The 22,492-nt window shown below is 69.7% G+C and carries 21 protein-coding genes; 6 read left to right on the top strand and 15 right to left on the bottom strand.

Annotated elements, in window-relative coordinates; genetic code table 11:
* Positions 1–77: 77 nt before the first annotated feature.
* The 3 genes from OG588_RS28995 to hemL form a co-directional block, all read right to left on the bottom strand.
* The gene (locus tag OG588_RS28995; protein ID WP_405949850.1) at positions 78–1,370 is read right to left on the bottom strand and encodes a hypothetical protein; all 1,293 of its coding nucleotides are present in this window, start codon (positions 1,368–1,370) and stop codon (positions 78–80) included.
* Between the two features lie 175 nt (positions 1,371–1,545).
* Positions 1,546–2,253: a histidine phosphatase family protein gene (locus OG588_RS28990; protein WP_405949849.1), complete on the bottom strand. Its 708-nt coding sequence runs from the start codon at positions 2,251–2,253 to the stop codon at positions 1,546–1,548.
* Positions 2,250–3,560, bottom strand: coding sequence for a glutamate-1-semialdehyde 2,1-aminomutase (gene hemL, locus OG588_RS28985; protein WP_405953241.1), 1,311 nt, complete (start codon positions 3,558–3,560; stop codon positions 2,250–2,252). The genes OG588_RS28990 and hemL overlap by 4 nt, the downstream gene beginning before the upstream one ends.
* A 521-nt stretch (positions 3,561–4,081) precedes the next feature.
* On the opposite strand from hemL, the gene OG588_RS28980 reads away from it, so the two are divergent.
* Positions 4,082–4,762 (top strand): hypothetical protein, encoded by a 681-nt coding sequence (locus OG588_RS28980; RefSeq protein ID WP_405949848.1) that lies wholly within the window; start codon positions 4,082–4,084, stop codon positions 4,760–4,762.
* Between the two features lie 80 nt (positions 4,763–4,842).
* On the opposite strand, the gene OG588_RS28975 is transcribed toward OG588_RS28980, so the two are convergent.
* From OG588_RS28975 to OG588_RS28960, 4 genes are all read right to left on the bottom strand, one after another.
* Positions 4,843–5,928, bottom strand: coding sequence for an aldose 1-epimerase (locus OG588_RS28975; protein WP_405949847.1), 1,086 nt, complete (start codon positions 5,926–5,928; stop codon positions 4,843–4,845).
* Positions 5,929–6,094: 166 nt separating this feature from the next.
* Positions 6,095–6,895, bottom strand: coding sequence for an ATP-binding cassette domain-containing protein (locus tag OG588_RS28970; protein WP_405949846.1), 801 nt, complete (start codon positions 6,893–6,895; stop codon positions 6,095–6,097).
* On the bottom strand, positions 6,892–7,926 hold the full coding sequence (locus tag OG588_RS28965) for an ABC transporter permease (protein WP_366098750.1): 1,035 nt from the start codon (positions 7,924–7,926) through the stop codon (positions 6,892–6,894). Before OG588_RS28965 ends, OG588_RS28970 begins: the two co-directional genes overlap by 4 nt.
* 170 nt (positions 7,927–8,096) lie before the next feature.
* Positions 8,097–9,227, bottom strand: a complete 1,131-nt coding sequence (locus OG588_RS28960; protein WP_405949845.1) for a substrate-binding domain-containing protein — start codon at positions 9,225–9,227, stop codon at positions 8,097–8,099.
* 148 nt (positions 9,228–9,375) lie between these two features.
* Between OG588_RS28960 and OG588_RS28955 the strand changes: the two genes are divergently transcribed.
* Both OG588_RS28955 and OG588_RS28950 read left to right on the top strand, forming a co-directional pair.
* A complete protein-coding gene (locus OG588_RS28955; protein ID WP_405949844.1) occupies positions 9,376–10,443 on the top strand; it encodes a LacI family DNA-binding transcriptional regulator in 1,068 nt (355 codons plus the stop codon).
* A 132-nt stretch (positions 10,444–10,575) separates the two neighbouring features.
* Positions 10,576–11,397, top strand: a complete 822-nt coding sequence (locus OG588_RS28950) for an SAM-dependent methyltransferase (RefSeq protein ID WP_405949843.1) — start codon at positions 10,576–10,578, stop codon at positions 11,395–11,397.
* Here OG588_RS28950 and OG588_RS28945 read toward each other — a convergent pair.
* The 3 genes from OG588_RS28945 to OG588_RS28935 all read right to left on the bottom strand — a co-directional run bounded on the left by OG588_RS28945 (position 11,394) and on the right by OG588_RS28935 (position 13,188).
* Entirely contained in the window at positions 11,394–12,203 is an 810-nt protein-coding gene (locus tag OG588_RS28945; protein WP_405949842.1) for an alpha/beta fold hydrolase, read from the bottom strand. The genes OG588_RS28950 and OG588_RS28945 overlap by 4 nt on opposite strands.
* 88 nt (positions 12,204–12,291) lie before the next feature.
* Positions 12,292–13,026, bottom strand: coding sequence for a GPP34 family phosphoprotein (locus tag OG588_RS28940; RefSeq protein WP_405949841.1), 735 nt, complete (start codon positions 13,024–13,026; stop codon positions 12,292–12,294).
* Between the two features lie 36 nt (positions 13,027–13,062).
* The gene (locus tag OG588_RS28935; RefSeq protein WP_405949840.1) at positions 13,063–13,188 is read right to left on the bottom strand and encodes a hypothetical protein; all 126 of its coding nucleotides are present in this window, start codon (positions 13,186–13,188) and stop codon (positions 13,063–13,065) included.
* Between the two features lie 277 nt (positions 13,189–13,465).
* On the opposite strand from OG588_RS28935, the gene OG588_RS28930 reads away from it, so the two are divergent.
* Entirely contained in the window at positions 13,466–14,845 is a 1,380-nt protein-coding gene (locus OG588_RS28930) for a histidine-type phosphatase (protein ID WP_405949839.1), read from the top strand.
* Here the strand turns inward: OG588_RS28930 and OG588_RS28925 are convergent.
* The 5 genes from OG588_RS28925 to OG588_RS28905 all read right to left on the bottom strand — a co-directional run bounded on the left by OG588_RS28925 (position 14,791) and on the right by OG588_RS28905 (position 19,860).
* The gene (locus OG588_RS28925; RefSeq protein WP_405949838.1) at positions 14,791–15,741 is read right to left on the bottom strand and encodes a GNAT family N-acetyltransferase; all 951 of its coding nucleotides are present in this window, start codon (positions 15,739–15,741) and stop codon (positions 14,791–14,793) included. The two genes, OG588_RS28930 and OG588_RS28925, sit on opposite strands and share 55 nt — an antisense overlap.
* Positions 15,728–17,176 (bottom strand): ATP-binding protein, encoded by a 1,449-nt coding sequence (locus OG588_RS28920; RefSeq protein ID WP_405949837.1) that lies wholly within the window; start codon positions 17,174–17,176, stop codon positions 15,728–15,730. Before OG588_RS28920 ends, OG588_RS28925 begins: the two co-directional genes overlap by 14 nt.
* Positions 17,177–17,962: a response regulator transcription factor gene (locus tag OG588_RS28915; protein ID WP_405949836.1), complete on the bottom strand. Its 786-nt coding sequence runs from the start codon at positions 17,960–17,962 to the stop codon at positions 17,177–17,179.
* 192 nt (positions 17,963–18,154) lie between these two features.
* A complete protein-coding gene (locus tag OG588_RS28910; protein ID WP_405949835.1) occupies positions 18,155–18,751 on the bottom strand; it encodes an FMN reductase in 597 nt (198 codons plus the stop codon).
* Positions 18,748–19,860, bottom strand: coding sequence for an LLM class flavin-dependent oxidoreductase (locus OG588_RS28905; RefSeq protein ID WP_405949834.1), 1,113 nt, complete (start codon positions 19,858–19,860; stop codon positions 18,748–18,750). The genes OG588_RS28910 and OG588_RS28905 overlap by 4 nt, the downstream gene beginning before the upstream one ends.
* Before the next feature lie 104 nt (positions 19,861–19,964).
* Between OG588_RS28905 and OG588_RS28900 the strand changes: the two genes are divergently transcribed.
* Both OG588_RS28900 and OG588_RS28895 read left to right on the top strand, forming a co-directional pair.
* A complete protein-coding gene (locus OG588_RS28900) occupies positions 19,965–20,807 on the top strand; it encodes a DUF6597 domain-containing transcriptional factor (protein ID WP_405949833.1) in 843 nt (280 codons plus the stop codon).
* A gap of 59 nt (positions 20,808–20,866) precedes the next feature.
* Positions 20,867–22,444 (top strand): MFS transporter, encoded by a 1,578-nt coding sequence (locus OG588_RS28895; RefSeq protein WP_405949832.1) that lies wholly within the window; start codon positions 20,867–20,869, stop codon positions 22,442–22,444.
* Positions 22,445–22,492 lie beyond the last annotated feature (48 nt).

The following is a 22,492-nucleotide window of genomic DNA, read 5'->3' as shown; positions in this document are numbered from 1 at the left end:
GCATGCCCGTTCTGGGGATCTTGCGCGCCCCCCTCAACGGCGTACGGCGGGCGGAAAACCGCATTTCAGACGGCATTTCAGGCGGCGTCTCCGGTGGCCGTGGAAGAGGCGCTGGGGCTCGCGGCCAGGAACGACTTCCAGCCGCCGGCCGGTGCCTGGCCGACGTCGAGGGTGCGCAGCTTGGCCAGCACCTCGGGCTTCTGCACGTCGATCCAGTCGGTGAACTGCTTGAAGGAGACGAGCCGTACGTCCTCGCCCTTCTCCTTCAACTGGGCGATGTGCTTGAAGGCCTGCTCGACGGCGTCCATGTAGATGCCGCCGTTCCAGTGCTCGAAGTGGTTGCCGATGAAGAAGGGGGCGCGGTTGGACTCGTAGGCGCGCTGGAAGCCGGATATGTAGGCCTGCGCGGCCTGGGTACGCCAGCCCGGGTAGTTGTAGGCGGGCGCGTTGGTCGAGTTGACCGACTGGTTGGCCAGCATGTTGTAGTCCATCGAGAGGACTTCGAAGCTGTGCCCGGGGAAGGGGACCGCCTGGAGCGGGTAGTCCCACACGCCGTTGCGCTTCACGGGCCAGACCTGGCGGCCGCCGGGCGAGGAGGCGTCGTAGCGCCAGCCGAGGGAACGGGCGGTGGGCAGCAGGTTGTCCTGGCCGAGGAGGCAGGGCGTACGGCCGCCGACGAGCTCCTTCTCGTAGTCGAAGGGCAGGGACGGCAGGTCGGTCCAGCCGGTGTTGGTGCGCCACTCCTTGACGAAGGACTTGGCCTGGTCTATCTCGCTGCGCCACTGCTGGGGCGTCCAGTTGCCGACCGTGCCGAAGCCGGAGCAGAAGTGGCCGTTGAAGTGGGTGCCTATCTCGTGGCCCTCGAGCCACGCACGGCGGACGTTGGTGAGCGTCGCCTTGACGTGTTCGTCGGTGAGGTAGCCGATGTCGGAGGCGCCCCGCGCGTTGTTCGGCGGGTTGTACAGGCGCTTCTTCGACTCGGGCAGCAGATAGATGCCGGAGAGGAAGAAGGTCATGCTCGCGCCGTGCTGCTTGGCGAGGTCGAGGAAGCGGGGGAACAGTCCGTTGCCCACCTCGCCCGCGCCGTCCCAGGAGAAGATCACGAACTGCGGCGGGGTCTGCCCGGCCTCCAACGGCACGGGCTTGGCGGGCTGCTTGGGCTGCACGCCGGTGAAGGACGTGGAGCCGTCACCGATGGGCTTGGCCCGGGGCTCCAGGGACTTGGTGGGACCACCGGAGGACCCCTTCCCGGAACCGCCGGAGCCGGGCTTCGACCCGTCCGAACCGAGCGTCCCGCACCCCGCGAGTCCTACGGCCGCCGCGGCGCCCGCACCGACTCCGAGCGCTCCTCGTCGAGTGAGACTCCGCATTGTTTCCCCATCCGTCGCGTCCTCTGTGGTCTACCTGTGAGAGGACGCGCCGGACAAGAAAGTTCACCGTTAACGATGTGGGTTGCGAAACAAATGTCACAGGGCTGTCACCAGCCCTGCCCCTGACGAGTGGTCAAACCCGCCTTTCCCGCCTTTCCCGCCATTCCCCTCTTTGTCAGGCGCCGAACGCTTTGTCCTTCCCCTTGACGGGCTTGGCGCCCGCGAGGAGATGGGCCGGGACGAGATCACGGGCCGGCTCGGTGTAGCCGACGGACACGATCTTGTCGGCGCGGTAGGTGAAGGTCGTCAGGGAGGCGAGGGTGCACTGCCGCTTGCGCGGGTCGTGCCACAGCCGGCGCCGCTCGACGTACGACCGCACGATCCAGATCGGCAGCTGATGACTGACCAGCACCGCTTCATGCCCGCGCGCGGCGTCCTTGGCGGCGTCCAGCGCGGCCATCATGCGGACGACCTGGTCGACGTAGGGCTCACCCCAGGACGGCTTGAACGGGTTGACCAGGTACTTCCAGTTGTCCGGCTTCTTCAACGCCCCGTCGCCGACCCCGAAGGTCTTGCCCTGGAAGACGTTGTCGGCCTCGATGAGCCGCCCGTCGGTCGCGAGGTCGAGCCCGTGCGCCTTGGCGATCGGCGTGGCGGTCTCCTGCGCCCGCTCCAGCGGGGAGGCGACGACGTGCGTGACATCGCGGGAGGAGAGGTGCTCGGCGACCCGGTCGGCCATCTGCCGGCCGAGCTCGGAGAGGTGGTAGCCGGGGAGGCGCCCGTACAACACCCCTTCGGGGTTGGCGACTTCGCCGTGCCGCATCACGTGGACGACGGTGATGTCGCTGGTGTTGTCAGTGGAGTTGCTGTTCGTGCCGGTCATGCCGCCGTGGCCTCCGCCGCCGCTCGGGCCGCCGCCGGGAGGGCGTCGGCGATCCGCTGGATGGCCCGTTCGTCGTGGGCCGTGGAAACGAACCAGGACTCGAAGGACGAGGGCGGCAGATAGACGCCGCTCGCCAGCATCGAGTGGAAGAAGGCGGTGAAGCGGTACGACTCCTGCGCCTTGGCGTCCTCGTAGTTGCGCACGCTCCGGTCGGTGAAGAACACGGAGAACATGTTGGAGGCGTTCTGGATCCGGTGCGCGACACCTTCCTTGCCGAGCGCCCCGGTGACGAGCGACTGGATCTGCGCCGATACGGCGTCGATCGTGTCGTAGGCCGCGTCGTCGAGGAGGCGCAGCTGGGCGAGGCCGGCGGCGGTCGCGACCGGGTTACCGGAGAGGGTGCCGGCCTGGTACACGGGCCCGGCGGGGGCGAGGTGCGCCATGATGTCGGCTCGCCCGCCGAACGCGGCGGCGGGGAAGCCGCCGCCCATGACCTTGCCGAAGGTCATGAGGTCGGGCGTGACCCCGTCGATCCCGAACCACCCGGCCCGGCTGGTGCGGAACCCGGTCATGACCTCGTCGGAGATGAAGAGGGCGCCGTTCTTCGAGCAGGCGTCCTTGAGCCCCTGGTTGAACCCGGCGACGGGCGGCACGACGCCCATGTTCCCGGGCGAAGCCTCCGTAATAACGCACGCGATCTCACCGGGATGCCGGTGGAAGGCCTCGTTGACGGCTTCGAGGTCGTTGTACGGCAGGACGATCGTGTCGCCGGCCTGGGCGCCGGTGACGCCGGGGGTGTCGGGCAGCGCGAAGGTGGCGACGCCACTGCCCGCGGCGGCGAGCAGCGCATCGACGTGACCGTGGTAACACCCGGCGAACTTGATCACCTTGGGCCGCCCGGTGAACCCTCGGGCGAGCCGGATGGCGGACATGGTCGCCTCGGTCCCGCTGCTGACGAGCCGCACCTGCTGCACGGGCTCGACGCGGGCGACGATCTCCTCGGCGAGCGCGACCTCGCCCTCACCGGGGGTGCCGAAGGAGGTGCCGCGCGAGACGGCGTCGTGGACGGCGGCGATCACGTCGGGCTGGGAGTGCCCGAGGATCATGGGACCCCAGGAGCAGACGAGGTCGACGTACTCGCGCCCGTCGGCGTCCGTCAGATAGGGGCCGTTGCCGGAGACCATGAACCGGGGCGTGCCGCCGACGGCGCGGAAGGCGCGCACCGGGGAGTTCACGCCGCCCGGCGTGACGACCGACGCACGGTCGAAGAGAGCCTGCGAGACGGGTGCGTCGTAGGGATACGGCAGGGCGTGCGGCGCCCCGCTCGCCCCTCCGCTGGGCGTTCCGCTTGGCGTTCCGCTTGGCGTTTCGGTCATGACCTGCGACTTCTCCAGCTTCTCGGACTTCTGGGGGCGTGCGGGGGCTTCTCGGAATTCCCGATGTTCTTCGGGTTCCTTCAGCCTTATTCAGCCTTATTCAGCCTTATTCAGCCTTATTCAGCCTTATTCAGCCTTATTCAGGTTTCTTCGTGCTTCTTCGGGCTTCTCGGTGTTCTTGGGCTCCGGCGACTCGGTGCCCTCCTCAGGGTAGGCGGCGGGAGTCCGGGCAGGGGCCCCCACCCGTCTGCGAGACTGGGACCTGATACACACGGATACACACAGCTCATGCGGGCGTCCGGTCGGGCGCACGGTGTTCAGGGCTTGCGCAGATCCTGCGGACAGGTGTTTCAGCGCACGTTTCGGCGGGCGGCCGTGGGGGAGGTCACTGACACGATGATCGGGTTGCGCGGCGAGGGCCACGCGTCCTGGAAAAGCAGTCGGGTGGAGATATGCATCGCGGTGGCGGACTGGGCGAGGGGACTGACGACCTGGGTCCTCGGCGTGCTCGGCGGGGGAAGCACCGGCGCGACGCGGAGGAGGCCGCCGAGGCGGCACGGCAGAGTGGTCCCGGATCCGGTGGGTCAGCTGGGTCCGGTGGATCCCATGTGGGTTCGGGTGAGTCGGATCGGGACGAGCTCCGTATCGAACGTCGGATCGATCAGTTGCGGGCGGGGAGCAGGAATGGTGGTCGGGTGGGGGTGACGTACAAATACTTCGGCGCACCCGACGGCGCGACCGCGGCCCGCGTCCCGATCTCGATGCGCCCCGAGGAACTCGGCGGCGACGAGCTCGGGATGAACGGCATGTTCACCAAGATCAAGCCGGAGACGATGGCCGCGATGGTCCTCACCGGCATCGAGGGCGTCCCGCTCAACAAGGTGCCCCCGCTGGAACTGGTCGTCCTGCACCCGGACTACGCGGTCGTCAAACTCCCGATGACGGTCGTCGACCCCCTGCGCGGAATCGGCGAGGAGGCGGTCGGCGCGGCGGCGTTCATCTGGTCGACGGTGCCGGACCGGGGTGGGCCTCGGGATGCGTTCAATGTGTACCAACTGCTGCACGAGTGGCAGGACTTCAGCCATCGGCTGCATGAGGCGGGGCATCAGCCTTATTGCTTGGTGTGGCCTTGAGTTGAGGGTTTGTGGTGTGTGTGGCGGGGTTCTCGGACCCCGCCTTTTTCATGTCCCGGTAGGGGCCGTCAGGCGACAGCTCAGTACGTCACGGGCACATACGTGACCCCGAAACGGAACTCCCGCTGCCGGCCGGGCTCCAGTGACAGGGCGTTGGCGTACTCGGGACGGTTGAACGCGTCGGTGGGTACCTCGACGGGTTCCAGGGCGATGGACGCGCGCCGATCGCGAGCCAAGGTGTCGCCGGTGAACACGTGCATGTAGCCGCCGTACTGCCACAGCCGTAGTTCGTCTCCGGACGCGAGGTCGCTCAGTACCGTCTCGATCCGGCCGTCGGGTCCGGGGGTCAGGTCTGCGAAGCAGGCGTCGATGACGGCGGTGCCGAGCCGTCTGGGCGTGCGGAAATCCATGTCGGGGCACTGGTCGAGCGGCAGTAGGGCCTCCTTTCCGCGCAGGGGGATGAGGGAGGCGTCGGTGCGGATCAGGGTGTCGGCGGGGATCTGCAGGACGAGGTCGTCGATGGGGCGGGGGTGGGAGCGGGAGAGGAAGAGGGTGAAGTAGGGGTGCCAGCCCGACGCGTAAGGGGCGGTGGTCTCCCCTACGTTCGTCGCCCGGATCTCGATGCCCAGCTCGCGGCGCCCGATCGTGTACTCCACGTCGAGGTCGAGCGCGAACGGGTAACCGGCGTAGCGGCCCGGTCTGATGCTCGTGCTGCGCAGGAGCAGCCGCGCCGAGTCGGCCGTCAGGGTGGCCGCGACGAGCCGGAACGGCGCTTCGCGCGCGAAGCCGTGGTAGATAGTGCGGTCCTCGACGCGGCCGGGCAGCAGGTCGTGGTCGCGGCCGTCGTGGTGGTAGCGGCCGTTGGCGACGCGGTTGGAGAACGGGGCGAGCAGGCCCGCCCGTACGCCGTCCTGCGAGAGCAGTTCCGCCTCGTCGCGGTAGCCGTCCGTCAGTTCGGTCAGGTCCGTCCGTTCGGTCAGGTCCGTCAGTTCAGTCGGTTCAATTGGTTCCGTGAGCTGCCCTGCCGCTCCGCGTGCGACCTGCCAGCTCAGCAGCGTCGCCCCGCGCAGGGCGAGGACGACGCGTACGGCACCGTCCGGCGCGGAGACGGTCACGGTGGGTTCGGCGCCGAGACGGCCTTCGGTGATCCGGTACTCGAAGGGCATCCGAGGCTCGTCGGCCGTACCGCCCCCGCCTGTCACCCGACTTCCGGAACGAGCCCCTTCACCCCCACCCCCGCCCGTCACCCCGCCCCCACAACAAGCCACCTCACCCCCATCACGCCCCGTCACCCCGCCTCCGCAACAAGCCTCTCCACCCCCGTCACCCCCGTCACCCCGCCTCCGCAACAAGCTTCTTCGCCCCCGTCATGATCGCCACCGCATCCTCCATCGAATGCGACTGCGGGGTGATGACCCCGGCGCAGCCGCCGAGGCGTTGGATGTGGATGCGGTCGGCCACGTCGAAGACGTTGGGCATGTTGTGGCTGATCAGGATGACGCCGAGGCCCTGGTCGCGCAGGTCGCGGACGAGTTTGAGGACCTGGCCGGTCTCGCGGACGCCCAGCGCGGCGGTGGGTTCGTCGAGGATGACGACCCGGCCGCCGAAGGCTCCCGCGCGGGCGACGGCCACCGACTGGCGTTGGCCGCCGGAGAGCGTCTCCACGGCCTGGTTGATGTTCTGCAGGGTGCTGATGCCCAACCGCTTGATGTGGTCGGCCGCCTGACGCTTCATCTCGCCGGTGTCGAGCATGCGGAACACCGAGCCGAGCACACCCTTGCGGCGGATCTCGCGGGCGAGGAACAGGTTGCTGGCGATGTCCAGCGCCGGGGCCACCGCGAGGGTCTGGTACACCGTCTCGATGCCGGCCTCGCGGGCGTCCTGCGGGCGTTTGAAGTTCACCTCGGAGCCGTCGACCAGGATGCTGCCCTGATCGGGGACGAGCGCCCCGGAGAGGCACTTGATCAGGGTGGACTTGCCGGCGCCGTTGTCGCCGATGACGGCGAGGACCTCGCCGGGGTAGAGGGTGAGGTCGACGTCGTTCAGGCCGACGACCCGGCCGAAGACTTTGACCAGGCCCTTGGCTTCGAGAACGGGCGCGGAGGCGGGGGTGGAAGTGGGGGCAGTCGTCATGCCTTCACGCTCCTGATCCACTGGTCGACGGAGACAGCCGCGATCACCAGCACGCCGACTGTCAGGACTTGGTAGTTGGGGTCGATCCCGGCCAGCGCGAGGCCGTTGACGAAGACCTGGACGATGAGTGCGCCGATCAACGAGCCGAGCACCACGCCGCGTCCGCCGAACAGGCTGGTGCCGCCGATGACAACCGCGGTGATGGACTGCAGGTTGGCGTTGAGGCCGCTGTTCGGGTCGCCGCCGCCGACCCGGCCGACCAGGATCCAGGCGCCCACCGCGATGGCGAACCCGCCGACCACATACGCGCTCAGCAGGACCCGGTTGACGGAGATGCCGGCGAGGCGGGCGGCCTCGATGTCGTCGCCCACGGCGTACAGGTGGCGGCCCCAGGCGGTGTAGCGCAGCGCGTAGCCGATCACCGCGTACAGGGCGATCATGAGCAGGACGCCGGTGGTCAGGTTCAACTGCCCGATGGAGACCGTGTCCGCGCTCCACATCAGGATGTTGCCGGGTTGCAGCGAGACGGTCTGGCCCTTGGCGTAGATGAGTGTGATCGCGGTGAAGATGCTGAGGGTGCCGAGCGTGACGATGAACGGTGGCAGCTTGATTCTCGTCACCAGCAGCCCGTTGACGGCCTGCGCGGCGATGGCTACGGCCGCTCCCGCGAGCAGGGCCAGCACGCCCGGCACGCCGTTGTCCGCGACGAGTTTCGACATCAGCAGCGAGGCCAGCACCATGACCGCGCCGATGGACAGGTCGATGCCGGCCGTGAGGATGATGACGGTCTGGCCGACGGCCAACGAGCCGATGACGGCGACCTGTTGGGCGACCAGCGACAGGTTCTGCAACGCGTAGAAGCGGTCGTTGATGAGGGAGAACACGATCGCGGCGAGCACCAGGACGATCGCCGGACTGAGTGCCGGCTGACGGTGCAGCACCGACTGGATGCGCTGGGCCGGCGTGGCGGGCCGGTTGAGGAAGTCCTCCGCCGGCGCCGGTGTCGCTTCACTGTCCACGTGGGTGGTCACAGGGGGTCCTTCCGGTTCGTTCCCTCGTGCGGGCCTTCGTAGGAACTCATGAGGTACGGGCTCATGACGTACGGGCTCATCGGCTCGTACGGTGCGGGTGCTCCGCCGGTGTCAAGACGGCTACCGGCACCGGCGGCCCACCCGACCGATCAACCAACCAACCGACCGGATCAGCTCCCCCAACAAGCAGAAGCAGCCTGCGCCGGCGACTGCACCGTCAGCCCCCCGAGCGCCTTCGCCGCGACCAGCGCGGTACCGGTGTCGTAGAACGACTTACCGTTCGTGACACTCGGCTTGCTGCCGCCGCGGGCCAGCTTCGCGATGGAGCTGACGCCGAGGGCCGCCATCTTCCCCGGGTACTGCACGGCGTCGGCCGCGAACTTGCCGCTGGTGACGTTCTTCAGGCCCGAGCAGCTGCCGTCGATCGCGTAGATCGCGACGCTCTTCTCCTTGCCCGCCGCCTTCAGCGCGTTGTACGCGCCCTCGCCCGCCGGTTCGTTGATGGCGTAGACGACGTTGATGTCCGGGTTGGCCGAGAGGCAGTTCTCCATCGCGGTGCGTCCGCCGTCGATGGCACCCTGGGTCGGCTGGTGGCAGGCGATCTTGTACGTGCCGCCCGCGCCGCCGGTGTACTTCCCGGACTTGGCCTCCTTGCCGTTCTCGGTCTTGCTGCCCGGGTCGATGCCCATGCCCTCCAGGAAGCCGTGGTCGCGGTCGATGTCCACCGAGACGACCTGGTTGTTGAACAGGTCGAGCATGGCGATGACCGCGGGCTTGCCGTTCAGGGCCGCCGCCGCGTACTGGCCGTCGAGCTTGCCCGCCTGCTCGTTGTCGGTGGCGTAGGTGATGTCCGCGACGTTCGCCGGGTTCGGTGCGGTGTCCAGGGCGATCACGAAGAGGCCGGCCTGCTTGGCGCGCTTGAGCGCGGTGTTCACCGCGTCGCCGTTGGTGGTGATCAGGATGCCCTTGTCGCCGCGCGAGACGGCGTTGTCGATAGCGGTGATCTGGGTCTGGGTGTCACCGTCTGACGTGCCCGCCGCCACCGTGAGGCTCACCTTGTCCTTGGTGGCCTGCGTCTTGGCGTCCTTCTCCATGCTCACGAAGTACGGGTTGCTCAGCGTCTTCAGGATCAGTGACACGCCCACCTTCCCGCTGCCGGACGACGAGGAGCTGGAGTCGGAGGAACCGCAGGCCGCGAGGGTGGCGCCGAGGCAGATGGTGACGCCGACGGCTGCCGCCCGGGTGCGCCGACTACGGAGGCCCGATGTCGGGGTGGTGGAGAGGTTCATGACGTGATTCATGACGTGATCCCTTTCGAGCCGGCCCTTGGTCGACGCTGAGACAACGTTGACTCGACGGGATAGTGGTCCCGTATGGACGAGCGCGTCAAGACACTGGTAAACATGCGTCGGCAACGAGTCGGTAACGCAGAATCAGTTGGAGACAACGATGACCCTGGGCGAGCCGCCGTCGCCGTCCCCGCGCAGCCGCCCCACCATGCGCGAGGTGGCGGCACTGGCAGGCGTCGCCATCAAGACGGTCTCCCGCGTGGTCAACGAGGTGCCCACCGTCGATCCGGCCATCGTCGCCCGGGTGCGCGAGGCGGCCGACAAACTGGGCTACCGGCCGAACCTCACCGCCAGCAGCCTGCGCCGCGGGGACGGTCGTACGGCCACGATCGGGATGCTCGTCGAGGACTCGGCGAACCCTTTCTCGGCGGCCCTGAGCCGCACCGTCGAGAACGTGGCGCGCGAGCGCGGAGTGCTCGTGCTGGTCGGCAGCCTCGACGAAGACCCGGCCCGGGAACGGGAGTTGGCGCGCGCTCTCATCGACCGGCGGGTCGACGGCCTGGTGATCGTGCCGGCCGGCCGTGACCACAGCTATCTGATCAGCGAGCAGCGGTCGGGCACCTGCCTGGTCTTCGTCGACCGCGAGCCCAGCCTGCTCGACGCGGACACCGTCCTCTCCGACAACCGGCAGGGCGCCGTCACCGCCGTCAACCACCTGCTGAAGGCCGGCCACCGCCGTATCGCCTACCTCGGCGACCGCGCGACCATCTCCACCGCCGCCCAGCGTTTCGACGGTTACCGGCACGCCCTGGAGGTCGGGCACATCGAGTACGACGACGAGATCGTCCGGCACACCGGGGCCAGCGAGGAATCGGCGATCACCGCGACCGAGCGGTTGCTGGCGCTGCCGAACCCGCCCACCGCGCTGTTCACCAGCCAGAACCTGGTCACCATCGGAGCCGTACGCGCGCTGCGCGCCCTCGGCCTCCAGGACACCGTCGCCCACGTGGGCTTCGACGACTTCCCCCTGGCCGACCTCCTCAGCCCGGGGATCTCCGTCATCGCCCAGGACGTCGAGCAGTTGGGCAGGACGGCCGCCGAGATGCTCTTCCGCAGGCTGGACGGCGACCGCTCCCCCACTCGCGCCGTCACCATTCCGACCCGGCTGATCGAGCGGGGATCGGGCGAGATCACGGCACTCGCGCCATCACCGAGGGCGTCGACCTGACGGTCTCCCGGAAGCCGTCCTACGGCCGACGGGAACTTCGGGAACCGTATTGCCCGGTGTGGCCCTGACCCCGACGGCAGACATGTCAGGATGATGATCTGACAGCCACTGACCAAGACGGAGCCTGGCCCCATGACCTCTCCCAGCGGGGACGGCAGTGGCGCGCAGCCACTGCTCATCGACACCAGCAAGCCCCACCCTGCGCGGATGTACGACTACTTCCTCGGCGGCAAGGACAACTATCCGGTCGACCGGGACGCCGCCGAGCAGTTCATCAAGGCGGCGCCGGAGGTGCGGGAGGGCGTGCGGGCCAACCGGCGCTTCATGCACCGGGCCGTCCGGCACGTCGTCGAGGAGGGCGGGGTACGGCAGATCATCGACATCGGGACCGGACTGCCCACCGAGCCGAACGTGCACCAGATCGCGCACGCCATCGCCCCGGACACGCGGATCGTCTACGTCGACAACGACCCGATCGTCAGCACCCACTCGATGGCCCTCATGGAGGACAGCGACACCTCGGTCATCCTGGCCGACCTGCGCGACCCCCGCTCGATCCTCGACCACCCCGAGGTGCGCGAGGCCATCGACTTCGACCGGCCGGTCGCGGTCCTGCTGGTCGCCGTCGTCCACTTCCTGTCCGACGAGGGTGACGACCCCTACGGCATCGTCGCCACCCTGCGCGACGCGCTGCCGGCCGGTTCCTACCTCGTCCTGTCGCACGCCACGGGCGACGTCCACGAGGACGGCCGGCACGACGCGGCGTCCGTCTACAACCGGGCCACCGCCACCCTCAACCTCCGCTCCCACGCCCAAGTCCTGGACTTCTTCGGCGACTTCACCCTCGTCGACCCGGGCCTGGTCCGCGTCACCCACTGGCGCCCCGAGGAGACTCCGGCCCCCGGCGCCGCGCCGATCGGCATCTACGGCGGGGTGGCCCGCAAGAACGCCTAACGATCCGACCGGAACGACGACTCAAGGACCGTCTCGCGCAGGAAGTCGGCCAACAGGGCCGTCACCTCAACCGGCCTTTCCAGGCTGGGGAGATGACCGGCCCACGGCAGTTCGACATGCCGGGTGTCGGCGAACAGATCCGGGAGCCGGGCCGCGATCAGCCGGAAATCGGCCAGGTCGCGGCCACCGGAGACGGCGAGACACGGCGCCTTGACCGCCGCGAGATCAACCTCCACCCTGTTCCGCCCGGCCCCCTCGGGAGCGGCCAACTGCACGTCGAAAGCCCGCCGTTGCATCCCCCGCACCGCCTCCCGGGCCGCCTCGTCGGCGTCCGGCCCGAGCCAGGTCTCCACGTTCAGTTCTACGGCCCCGTCGACATCGCCCGCCTCCAGCAACTCGTCCTCCCGCTCGCCGAACTCCCGTAGCGCATCGGTGGGTTGATGCCCCGGCAGCCCGGCACACAGCAGCGCCATGGCGGTGACCCGGTCCGGACGGCGCGCGGCGATCTCCACGGCGACTTCTCCACCGTAAGAGGAGGCGATCAGGGCCGCGCGCTCGATACCGAGGGCGTCCAGCAGGTCGAGTACGTCCTCGGCGTCGTTGTGCCGCCGATCGGGCAAGGGAGTCTCGCCGAAGCCGCGGAAGTCGGGGCGCACCACCCGGTATCCGGCGTCGACCAGGGCCGACCACTGCGGATCCCACATCCTTCGGTCACACACCCCGGAGTGCAGCAGCACCAAGGCGGGACGATCGTCTCCGGTCGCGTCATTGTCGTTGTCGTAGGCATCGTCGTAAGCGAGAGTCATGCGGGCGACCCTAGGGGGCGAGGGATCGAAGCGCCCTAGGATTTCGCGGCGTCGGCGTACGCATCGGCGTCGGCCCCTCGCCCGGTGATCAGTCGCCGATGGTGATCGTCCTGCCCTGCCGGGCCGGCAACGAGAAGCCCAGCACGGTGCTCGTGTCGCGCAGGGTTTCCGGAAAGGCCGCCACCGCGCCGATGCCACGGGCGCGTTCGAGGCGTTGCGGGCGGGTCAGGGTGAGACCGAAGTCCTTGGTGAGACCGGCACCGTCCAGCAAGTCGCAGAGGAACAGCATGTGTTCGTCGAGGGGTACGCGCTCGGCACGGACGGCGCGGACGCCGTTGAGCAGGACGGCGCGGAGGGCCGGGTCCGGGTGGTGGCGGGTTCTGGTGAGGAGGGTGCCGGGTCTGTGGCGCAGTACGCCCCGCTCGGTGAGTGCGGTGGTGTGCAGTGCGAGCGCTTCCCGGCCGCGTTCTCTGAGCCAGCGGGTCACTGTCAGGGGGCGGGGGGTGAGGGAGGTGGTGCGGGTGTGTAACGCGGAGAGCAGGTCGTCCGCCCAAGTAAGGCCTGTGCCAGGCGTGTTGGGCATGGTGGGCACGTTGGGCCCCAGCTCGATCTCGCCTCGCAGCTGGTAGATCTCCAGGCCCAGTTTCCTGGTCTTCCTCGGTCTGATCAACAGCCTTCTCCTGAGGGCCAGTTCACCGAGTTCCGCCGCCGCGCAACCGGCCGCTGTTTGTGCGGAGTTGGGCACCCTGCCGTTCTCCCCGTACGACAACAGGGTGAACTCCTCGGGCAGGGACAGGCGTTGGAGCGGTGCGGGTCCGAACATGCGGTGCATTCTGCATGGCGGGGCGGCCGTCCAGGGTCAGGTCGCGGTACCGGGCAGGTCGAACCACACCGCCTTGCCCTCCGGGCGGGACGGGCCGTCGTACGGTACGGCGACGCCGTGGCCCCAACTGCCGCGGGTGAGGGCGTCCGCGAAGCCGACCACCCCACCACCCTCCGCAAGCCGGGGTAATTTCTAACCAGTCAACACGGATGAGAGTGGTTAGATTTACCCCCAGCCTCCAGGAACCCCAACCACCCGCTCCCCCGACCAGGCACCCCACCCCCTCGTGGCGGCAACCCGGCGAGCCCCTCACACCCCCGCGTCACCCGACCCTACTGATCCACTCCCGACGCACAGCCGACAAGCGCCGCGAAAGCCAGGCCCCCGTAGTCACCCCCAGTGCACCCGCCGTTCACGTCCCCCGCGAAACATGCGCCACATGAGACGTTTCACCCCCGCCCTGGTCCTCGGCATGACCGCGCTCCTGGCCACCCCGTTCGCCGCCCAGGCCGCCCCCGGCGGCAGCTACGGCAACGCCCACACCGACAGCTTCGGCACCAAGGCCGTGTACGCGCCGGAGCAGAACTCCCGCTCGTACCAGAAGGTCCCGGCCGGCTTCACCCCTGTCTTCACCGAGAATGTGTCCCGGCACGGATCCCGTTCCGCGACCGACAGTTCGGACGGAGACCTGATCCTCGCGCTCCTGGACAAGGCGCAGTCCGAGGGCCAACTCACCGCGAAGGGGCGGGAGTTCGGGCCGAAGGCGCAGGCCCTCGAAGCCGCCATGAGCACCGTCGGGTACGGCGACCTCAGTGCGCGCGGCAAGGAGGAGATCCACGACACCGCCGTACGGATGGCGAAGCGACTGCCGACCCTCTTCGCGTCGATCGCGAAGAACAAGGAGCCCATCGACGTCGTCAGTTCGGGGCAGGGGCGTGCCGTCGACAGCGCCAACCTCTACGGCGCCGCCCTCGCCCAGACGGACCCCGACCTGACCTCCCTCATCGGCACGACCCGTACCGACAAGGACCTCCTCTACTTCCACAAGGCCGACGGCGGCGCCGCGTACCGCGACTACATCGCCAACGACAAGCGCCTCGCGACCACCCTCACGTCCGTCACCGACCAGCCGAAGACGCACCGCGCCGCCCGCGACGTACTGAAGAAGCTCTTCAAGCCCGCGTTCGTGGACCGGATCACCGCGGGCGAGTTCTCGTCGATCGGGACCGACGTCGAGGCCGCCACCGCCGTCTACAACCTGTACGCCATCGCCCCCGCGATGAGCGAGGAGAGCCCGGGCGGCAAGGGCTGGGGCATGGACCGGTACATCTCGGCGGCCGACGCCGACTGGTTCGGGTACATCTCCGACGCCGAGGACTTCTACGAGAAGGGTCCCGGCTTCGCGGACAGCGACATCACGTACAAGATGGCGAACGTCCTGCTCGACGACTTCTTCAAGAAGGCCGAGGCCAAGCGCGACGGCACGAGCGACCTCGGCGCCGAACTCCGCTTCACCCACGCCGAGGAGATCATCCCGCTGGCCGCGCTGATGGGCCTGCCCGGCAGCACGAAGGGCGTCACCACGGCCAAGCCGTACACCTACGGCAGCAACCCGTGGCGGGGCGCGGCCGTCGCCCCCCTCGGCTCGAACATCCAGTGGGACGTGTTCCGCAAGGGCAACACCTACCTCGTCCGCATGCTCTACAACGAGAAGGAGACAGCGTTCAAGACCGGCTGCCGTCCCGTCTCCAAGGGCAGCAAGTTCTACGACCTGAACGAGCTGGAGCGCTGCTTCGGCCGCACGGGGTCGAACGACTGACCGGCCGTACGCGGTACGGGCAGCCCCCCCCGGGACCCTCTCCGGAAAAGTGTGACACTTTCCGAGGAAGTGTCACACTTTCCGGAGACACCTACCCTCCCCCGCCCAGAGCCCGTCAGCCTCGACCGCGTGCCCCGGGTCCCGGGTCCCGGGTCCCGGGTCGCCGCCCCGAACTCCCGCCCGCTTATCCCGGCCCGCCGGTACGCGGCGACCGCGGCCTTGTTGTCCGCGTCCACCATCAACGCGGCCCGCCCGTACTCCCGTACAAGAGCGTCCACGACGAACCGCGAGACGGCCGCGCCCAGGCCACGCCCCCGCGCCTCCGGACGCGTCACGACCCCGGCCATGAAGCCGCACCCGGCCCCCGACCACGCGTCTCCGGCCACCGCGAGCAACGTGCCGGCGCCGTCGGGGTCGTAGGCCCCGGCCCAACGGCGTGTTCCGGGGCGGCCGGGCTGGGCGTAGGAGTCGGGGAAGCAGTGGTCGAAGACCGTCGCCGCTTCCTTCTCGCCTCTCCCGTCGAGCCACGCGACTCCCTCCGGTACATCGGGCGGCGGGGCCGTCGTCTCCATCCACAGGAACCCGGGTCCGTCGGCGGCCGTCAGTCCGGGCGTCCCGCGTACCAGCGCGGCGATCAACTCCGCGTCCCCGAACGGGCGGTAGCCCGGTCCGGTCGCCGCCAGGACCTCGTCCCGTACGAGAACGAGGGCATCCGCCTCCTTCCCGTCGACCGCGATCCGGTCCCGGCCGGAGAGGGCGGGGCTGGCCACCGCCATCGCCGAGCCGTGGCGGAAGACGCGTACGCCGGGCCCGAGTCGGCCGTCGGGCCGCAGTTGTGCGGCCCAGAGCAGGTGTCCTACGGCGTCCCTGTCGTCGAGTCCCTCAGCCTCGGCCACGTGCGCCCGGCCCCGGGTCCACCACGCCCCCCACCGTGAACCCGATCACCGACCCGCCGCCCTCCCGCCGTAGCGCGAACGGTGCTCCGCCGTGGGCCAGGGCCACCTCGCGGACGATCGAGAGGCCGAGGCCCGAGCCGGGGAGGGAACGGGCGTCCGCCGCGCGGTAGAAGCGGTCGAAGATGCGGAAGAGGTCGGTCTCGGAGACCCCGGGGCCTCGGTCGAGGACTTCGACCCGGACCGTGCCGGGGTGGGCCGGGCCCGAGATCGAGATGTCGATCGCGGTCTGGCCCGCGCGGTCGAACTTGGCCGCGTTCTCGACCAGGTTGGAAATCGCGCGCTGGAGCATGCCGGGGCGGCCGTCGGTCGTCGTGTCGCCGCTCGCCCGGACGGTGATGTCACGGCCGGTGCGGCGCCGGGCGAGGCCCGCCACGTCCTCCGCGATGTCGGCCAGATCGACCTGCTGGGGCGGTTCGGTGTCGGACTGGCCGGCCGCCAGATCCACCAACTCGTTGACCAGGTCGGTGAGTTCGCGGGCCTCCTGACTCAGGTCCGCCACCAGTTCCTCTCGCGTGGAGGGCGGCAACTCGTCGATCCGCCGCAGCAGGGAGATGTTCGTACGCAACGACGTCAGCGGGGTGCGGAGTTCGTGGCCCGCGTCCTGGATCAGGCGGCGCTGGTCCTCCTCCGACTGCGCGAGGCGGCCGAGCATCCGGTCGAAGGCCCTGCCCAGGCGGCCCACCTCGTCGTAGCCGGTGACCGGGACCTGGACGCCGAGCCTGCGGGTGCGGGCCACGTCCTCGGCCGCCGCGGTGAGGATGATCAGGCGGTGGGTGATACGCCGCGCCAGCCACCAGCCGCACAGCCCGGCCAGCACGACCACCGCCGCCATCAACACGAACGTCCGCTGCTGCAACGCCCGCAGCAGATCCTCCGTGTCGCTGAACTCCTGCGCGACCTGCACCGCGCCCCGCCCCTGGCCGAGCGAGACGGTCGCGATGCGGTACACGTCCTCGGCTACGGCGACGTCCTTGTGCTCCGCCGTCTTCCCGGCCACCCGGTCGCCCGCGATCGCCCGGTCGTCGCCGGTGACGGGCAGCGCCGGGCTGCCGCTGTCGAGGACACCGCCGTCCGGCCCGAGCACCTGCACATCCGTACGGGCCGGCCGCACGATGTCGTGGCCGGGCGCGGAGGAGGAGAAGTCCTCGGTCGTCATCTGGTGCGTCCGCACCTCGTCCTGCAGATCCTGGACGACCTGGTCGAACACGGACTCCTGGTCGACCCGGACCAGCCGGGCCGCCGCGCCGTACGACAGCACGCCGACGAGGAGCGTGACGGCTGCGGTCACCGCCGCGAAGGACAGCACGAACGTGGTGCGCAGCGAGGCCAGCCTGGGCCGCCGGCTCACCACCAGCCGCCGCAGGCGTGCGCCCACTCAGTCCTCCCGCAGCACGTAACCCACGCCGCGCACCGTGTGGATCAGCTGCGGCGCGCCGGGCTCGTCGAGCTTGCGGCGCAGGTAGCCGACGTAGACGGCGAGGTTCTTGGAGCCGGGGCCGAAGTCGTAGCCCCAGATGCGGTCGTAGATCGTGGAGTGGTCGAGGACGATGCCCGCGTTGCGCACGAGCAGTTCGAGGAGCTCGAACTCGGTGCGGGTCAGCTCCAGTTCGCGCTCGTCGCGCCAGACGCGGCGGGCCTGGAGGTCCATCCGGAGGCCGGCCGCCGCGATCTGCTTGTCGGAGGGGACGAAGGCCGACGAGGAGTACGGCTGCGGTCCGTCCCTCAGTACGTCGGCGGCGGCGCCGGACGAGGCGGGGATTCCGGGGGTTCCGGGGACGCCGTTCGCCGGGACCGGGCTGGTGCGGCGGAGCAGGGCGCGGAGCCTCGCGAAGACCTCCTCGACGTCGAAGGGCTTCACCACGTAGTCGTCGGCGCCCGCGTCCAGGCCCGCGATGCGGTCGGCGGTCTCCACGAGTGCCGTCAGCATGAGGATCGGGGTGCGGTCGCCCTCGGCGCGCAGTACCCGGCAGACCTGGAGGCCGTCGATGCCGGGCATCATCACGTCGAGAAGCAGCACGTCCGGTGGGGTGCGGTGGGCCTGCGCGAGCGCCTCGACACCGTCGGCGACCGCGGTCACCTGGTAGCCCTCCAGGGTCAGGGCCCGCTCCAGGGCATGACGGATGGCACGGTCGTCTTCGGCGAGCAGCACAGTCTGGGGCACGCTACCCAGTGTGCCAAGGCCTCCGGCGGTTGACCGGTGGGGGCAGGTCTACGATCACCCTTTTTACCTGCCTCTCACCGAGCTGGGCGCAACCTGGGTTTAGCTCCTACCGTCTTCTCACGGTCGGGGCTGGCTGGTGTCCCTGGGGGCTGCGCCCCCAGACCCCGCTTCGGCCCTGAAGGGGCCTCGTCCTCAAACGCCGGACGGGCTGATATTCAGTGCCGCGAGTTGGTCTGTGAACGGTACGACCGTCGGCTGCTTCGTCGGCCGTGCTGTCGACAAACCCCTCATCAGCGCCCCCAGCTCCCCCGCCGCCCGCTCGATCCGCTCCGGCAGACCCTCCGCACCCCAGTCCTCGGAGGCGGCGTAGACCCCGGTCGGGACGACCACGGCGCGCAGGTGGGCGAACAGCGGGCGCAGGGCGTGGTCCAGTACCAGGGAGTGGCGGGCGCTGCCGCCCGTCGCCGCGATCAGCACCGGCCTTCCGGCCAGCGCGTCCTTCTCCAGTACATCGAAGAAGGACTTGAACAGTCCGCTGTACGACGCCGAGAACACCGGTGTCACCACGATCAGCCCGTCCGCCTCCGTCACCGCGTCCAGCGCGGCGGCGAGCGAACGGCCGGCGAAGCCGTTGGTGAAGTTGTGCGCTATCTCGACCGCGAGGTCACGCAGCTCCACGACCTGTATGTCGACGGGGGTCCGCCCGTCCACCGCCGCCGCCAGCCGGTCGGCCAGCAGACGGGTGGACGAGGGAACACTCAGCCCCGCCGAGACGACTACGAGCTTCATGCGACGGTCACCCCTTCCGAAGCCTTTTCCGATGCGGCGGCCTTGGCGGACTTCAGCGACTCGTGCGTCGGGGCCTCCGGTGCGTCCGCCGGACGGTTCACCGCGAACTCCTTGCGCAGGACCGGTACGACCTCCTCGCCCAGCAGGTCGAGCTGCTCCAGGACCGTCTTCAGCGGGAGCCCGGCGTGGTCCAGCAGGAACAGCTGGCGCTGGTAGTCACCGGCGTAGTCCCGGAACGCGAGGGTCTTCTCGATGACCTCCTCCGGGGAGCCGACGGTCAGCGGGGTCTGGTCGGTGAAGTCCTCCAGGGAGGGCCCGTGGCCGTAGACCGGGGCGTTGTCGAAGTACGGGCGGAACTCCCGGATCGCGTCCTGGGAGTTCTTGCGCATGAAGACCTGGCCGCCGAGTCCGACGATCGCCTGCTCCGGCGTGCCGTGGCCGTAGTGCGCGTACCGCTCCCGGTACAGCTCGACCATGCGCTTGGTGTGGTCGGCCGGCCAGAAGATGTTGTTGTGGAAGAAGCCGTCGCCGTAGAAGGCGGCCTGCTCGGCGATCTCGGGGCTGCGGATCGAGCCGTGCCAGACGAACGGCGGTACGTCGTCCAGCGGGCGCGGCGTCGAGGTGAAGCCCTGGAGCGGGGAGCGGAACTTGCCCTCCCAGTTCACGACGTCCTCGCGCCACAGGCGGCGCAGCAGGGCGTAGTTCTCGATCGCCAGGTTGATGCCCTGGCGGATGTCCTGGCCGAACCACGGATACACCGGGCCGGTGTTGCCGCGGCCCATCATCAGGTCCACCCGGCCGTCGGCCAGGTGCTGGAGCATCGCGAAGTCCTCCGCGATCTTCACCGGGTCGTTGGTGGTGATGAGGGTGGTGGAGGTGGAGAGGATCAGCTTCTCGGTCCGGGCCGCGATGAAGCCGAGCATCGTGGTGGGCGACGAGGGCACGAACGGCGGGTTGTGGTGCTCCCCGGTCGCGAAGACGTCGAGCCCGACCTCCTCGGCCTTCAGCGCGATGGCGACCATGGCCTTGATGCGCTCACGCTCGGTCGGCGTCCGTCCGGTGGTCGGGTCCGGTGTGACATCGCCGACGCTGAAGATCCCGAACTGCATGGTCGTTCACCCTCCAGGTTGTTGATTATTCAACTATACCCTCCAACGGCCACCCCCTCACACATATTCCGCGCACTGTCAGTGGGCGGACCTACGATCCGTACATGGCCGCCCCGCACCGCGACACCCGGAGGACAGCCGACGACACCCGCGGAATCGTCGACCCCGCCGAGCTCCTCACCCGCGTGCACTTCCGCCGCCCCGAAGCCGCCGAGCCCCTCCGCCCGTACATCGAGCACTACTGGCTGATCGACTGGGACCTGACCGAGCCCTACGTCTCCCACGTCGTCCCGCACCCGGCCGTGCACATCGTCTTCCAGCGCCTGGCCGGCGAGGACGCCTTCGTCGAGATCGCGGGCATCCCGCACGGCCTCTTCGCCCAGAAGCTAGAGGCGAAGGGGCGGGTCTGCGGGATCAAGTTCCGGCCCGGCGCCTTCCGTGCCGTCGCCCCCGACCGGCCCGTGTCGGAGTGGACCGGGCTGCGGGTCCGGCAACCCGACGCACTCCCGGACATCGACCCCGCCACGATCCTCGACCCCGCCGACGAGGCCGCCCGCGTCACCGCCCTGGACTCCTTCCTCCTCGCCCTCGATCTCCGCCCCGACCCGCAGGCCGAGCTCGCGACCACCCTGGTCGACCGCATCCGCACCGACCGCACCATCCGCCGCGTGACCGACTTCGCCCACGCCGAAGGCCTCTCCGTACGACTGCTGCAACGCCTCTTCGCCGCGTACGTCGGCGTAGGCCCCAAGTGGGTCATCCTGCGCTACCGCATCCACGAGGCCCTGGAGCGGGCGGGCGCCGAGGAGCCCGTGGACTGGGCGGGGCTGGCCGCCGACCTCGGCTATGCCGACCAGGCCCACCTGGTCCGGGACTTCACGGCGACGGTCGGGGTGACACCGACGGCGTACGCACAGGGCGTGCAGGGCGCACAGGGCGGGCGCTGACCAACGCATCGCGTTAATCCGGTTGACCGGCGAAGGGCTTCTCACGCACATTTATCTGCGTGACACAGACAATGCGCGACGCAAACAATGACCCCGGAGAACCCGAGCGCCCCGAACGCCCCAGAGAACCCGAAGGCCTCGAACACCCCGGAGAACCTGAAGGCCTCGAACACCCTGAAGGCCCCGGACACCCCGAACGCCCCGGACACCCCGGACACCCCGGACACCCCGGACACCCCGACAAACCTCCCCTCCCCGCCCGCACCCGCTGGGCGATCCTCTCCGTGATCCTCGCCGCCGATGTCCTCGACCTCCTCGACTCGACGATCACCAACATCGCGGCCCCGACCATCGCCAGAGACCTCGGCGGCGGCCCCGCCCTCGTCCAGTGGCTCGGCGCCTCCTACGCCCTCGCCCTCGGCGTCCTCCTCGTCCCCGGCGGACGGCTCGGCGACCGGTACGGACGGCGGCGGGTGTTCCTCGTCGGTCTCGCGGGGTTCGTCGTCGCCTCCCTGGCCTGCGGGCTCGCTCCCGGCCCCGTCTTCCTGGTCGTCGCCCGGCTCGTGCAGGGCGCCTTCGGGGCGCTGCTCATCCCGCAGGGCTTCGGCATCCTCGGGGCGAGCTGGCCGCGGGACCAGATCGGCAAGGCGTTCAGCCTGTTCGGGCCGGTGATGGGGCTGTCGGCGGTGGGCGGGCCGATCCTCGCCGGGTTCCTCGTCGACGCCGATCTCGGCGGCCTCGGCTGGCGCCCCATGTTCCTCATCAACCTCCTCCTCGGCGGCGCCGCCCTCCTCGCCGCCCTGCGCCTCCTCCCCCACGACACCGGTGACGGCACCGCCCCCGTGGACGGCCCCGGCTCCGCCCTGATCGCGGGCGCCGTGCTCGGCCTGCTCGGCGGCATCATCTACGGCTCCGAGCACGGCTGGACCGGGCCCGCACTCGCCCTCCTACTCCTCGGCCTCGCCCTGTTCGCCGGGTTCTGCCACCGCCAGCGCACCGCGCCCGAACCGCTCATCCGCCCCTCCCTCCTCCACAACCGCGGCTTCACCGCGGGCCTCCTCCTCGGCGTCGTCGCCTTCGCCGCCGTCGCCGGTCTCCTCTACGTCATCTCCCTCTACTTCCAGCAAGGCCTCGGCCGCTCCCCCGCGGGCACCGCCCTCGGCCTCGTCCCGCTCTCGGCCGGCATCGTCGTCGCCTCGATCGCCTGCTACCGGCTCATCCACCGCCACGGCCGCCGCCTCGCAGCCACCGGCCTGCTGATCATCCTGACCGGCTGCGGTCACCTCGCCGCACTGGTCGCCAACTCCGGTACGGGGGTCGGCGGTTGGGCCCTCGTACCGCCCCTCCTCCTCATCGGTCTCGGCATGGGCACCTGCTTCGGCACGATCTACGACGTCACCATCGGCGACATCGAACCGTCCGAGGCGGGCAGCGCCAGCGGCTCGCTCAACGCGGTGCAGCAACTGGCCAACGCGATCGGCGCGGCGGCCGTAACCACCGTCTATTTCGCGGCAGTCGGCGGGGGTACGACCCACGCGCTCCTCGTGAGCCTGGGTGTGGTCGGCGCTGCCGTCGCCCTGTGCCTGTGTCTCGTGCGGCTGCTGCCGCGCGCGGCGCCGGCCGACCATGGTCACTGAGCACCGACGGGCACACCCGCACGCTGGTAGCTTTCGCAGCGGTCGGAC

The organism is Streptomyces prunicolor, assembly GCF_045162825.1.
Lineage (GTDB): Bacteria > Actinomycetota > Actinomycetes > Streptomycetales > Streptomycetaceae > Streptomyces > Streptomyces prunicolor.
This window is presented reverse-complemented; position numbering and strand designations above follow the sequence as displayed.